General features: G+C 50.8%; 1 rRNA gene. It reads right to left on the bottom strand.

Annotated features, from left to right (window positions below):
• Window positions 1-19 precede the first annotated feature (19 nt).
• Window positions 20-2,576, bottom strand: a 23S ribosomal RNA gene (locus tag FTU12_RS16230); the annotation flags it as partial.

Raw genomic sequence — 2,576 nt, 5'->3', positions numbered from 1 at the left:
ACAACTGTTTGGGTGTTGTATAGTCAAGCCTCACGAGCAATTAGTATTGGTCAGCTTCATGCGTCACCGCACTTCCACATCCAACCTATCAACGTCGTAGTCTTCAACGGCTCTTTAGTGGACATAAAGTCCAAGGGAAATCTTATCTTGAGGTAGGCTTCCCGCTTAGATGCTTTCAGCGGTTATCCCTTCCGAACATAGCTACCCGGCGATGCGACTGGCGTCACAACCGGTACACCAGAGGTTCGTCCACTCTGGTCCTCTCGTACTAGGAGCAGATCCTCTCAAATTTCCAGCGCCCACGGTAGATAGGGACCGAACTGTCTCACGACGTTCTAAACCCAGCTCGCGTACCTCTTTAAATGGCGAACAGCCATACCCTTGGGACCTGCTTCAGCCCCAGGATGAGATGAGCCGACATCGAGGTGCCAAACACCGCCGTCGATATGAACTCTTGGGCGGTATCAGCCTGTTATCCCCAGAGTACCTTTTATCCGTTGAGCGATGGCCCTTCCATACAGAACCACCGGATCACTAAGACCTACTTTCGTACCTGCTCGACTTGTGGGTCTCGCAGTTAAGCGCGCTTTTGCCTTTATACTCTACGCGTGATTTCCGACCACGCTGAGCGCACCTTCGTACTCCTCCGTTACTCTTTAGGAGGAGACCGCCCCAGTCAAACTACCCACCAGACATGGTCCTCGCTCCAGATCATGGAGCAGAGTTAGAACCTCAATATTACCAGGGTGGTATTTCAAGATTGGCTCCACCGAAACTAGCGTCTCGGTTTCAAAGCCTCCCACCTATCCTACACAAGTAAGATCAAAGTTCAATGTCAAGCTGCAGTAAAGGTTCACGGGGTCTTTCCGTCTAGCCGCGGGTACACCGCATCTTCACGGCGATTTCGATTTCACTGAGCCTCTGCTGGAGACAGCGCCCCCATCATTATGCCATTCGTGCAGGTCGGAACTTACCCGACAAGGAATTTCGCTACCTTAGGACCGTTATAGTTACGGCCGCCGTTTACTGGGGCTTCGATCAAGAGCTTCGCTTACGCTAACCCCATCAATTAACCTTCCAGCACCGGGCAGGCATCACACCCTATACGTCCACTTTCGTGTTTGCAGAGTGCTATGTTTTTAATAAACAGTTGCAGGGGCCTGGTTTCTGTGGCTGCTCTCAGCTCAGGAAGCAAGTTCCATCACCAAAAGCAGCGTACCTTCTCCCGAAGTTACGGTACCATTTTGCCTAGTTCCTTCAGCAGAGTTCTCTCAAGCGCTTTGGTCTACTCGACCTGACCACCTGTGTCGGTTTCGGGTACGATTCCAGTGTAACTGAAGCTTAGAGACTTTTCCTGGAAGTATGGTATCAGCCACTTCACTGTACAAGTACAGCTTGCTGTCAGATCTCAGCATAGAGTACCCCGGATTTGCCTAAGATACATGCCTACTTCCTTTCACCTGGACAACCAACGCCAGGCTGACTTAACCTTCTCCGTCCTCTCATCGCATTACACTGAAGTATTGGAATATTAACCAATTTCCCATCGACTACGCCTCTCGGCCTCGCCTTAGGGGTCGACTCACCCAGCCCCGATTAACGTTGGACTGGAACCCTTGGTCTTTCAGCGAACGGGTTTTTCACCCGTTTTGTCGTTACTCACGTCAGCATTCGCACTTCTGATACCTCCAGCAGACTTCTCAATCCACCTTCATCGGCTTACAGAACGCTCCCCTACCACTTACACTAATGTGTAAATCCGCAGCTTCGGCATATAGTTTTAGCCCCGTTACATCTTCCGCGCAGGCCGACTCGACTAGTGAGCTATTACGCTTTCTTTAAAGGGTGGCTGCTTCTAAGCCAACCTCCTAGCTGTCTATGCCTTCCCACATCGTTTCCCACTTAACTATAATTTTGGGGCCTTAGCTGGCGGTCTGGATTGTTTTCCTCTTGACTACGGACGTTAGCACCCGCAGTCTGTCTCCCGGATAGTACTCATTGGTATTCGGAGTTTGCATCGGTTTGGTAAGTCGGGATGACCCCCTAGCCGAAACAGTGCTCTACCCCCAATGGTATTCGTCCGAGGCGCTACCTAAATAGCTTTCGGGGAGAACCAGCTATCACCGAGTTTGATTAGCCTTTCACCCCTATCCACAAGTCATCCCCTGGCTTTTCAACGACAGTGGGTTCGGTCCTCCAGTTAGTGTTACCCAACCTTCAACCTGCTCATGGATAGATCACCCGGTTTCGGGTCTACACCCAGCAACTAAACGCCCTATTAAGACTCGATTTCTCTACGGCTCCCCTAATCGGTTAACCTTGCTACTGAATGTAAGTCGCTGACCCATTATACAAAAGGTACGCAGTCACCGAACAAGTCGGCTCCCACTGCTTGTATGCATGCGGTTTCAGGATCTATTTCACTCCCCTCACAGGGGTTCTTTTCGCCTTTCCCTCACGGTACTGGTTCACTATCGGTCAGTCAGGAGTATTTAGCCTTGGAGGATGGTCCCCCCATATTCAGACAAGGTTTCACGTGCCTCGCCCTACTCGACATCATTATCTAAGCCCTTTCG

The sequence above is a fragment of the Acinetobacter sp. YH12063 genome (genome assembly GCF_013419715.1).
In the GTDB taxonomy this organism is placed as follows: domain Bacteria; phylum Pseudomonadota; class Gammaproteobacteria; order Pseudomonadales; family Moraxellaceae; genus Acinetobacter; species Acinetobacter amyesii.
Note: the sequence above shows the minus strand (reverse complement) of the source record. Positions and strands in the feature narration are given on the sequence as shown.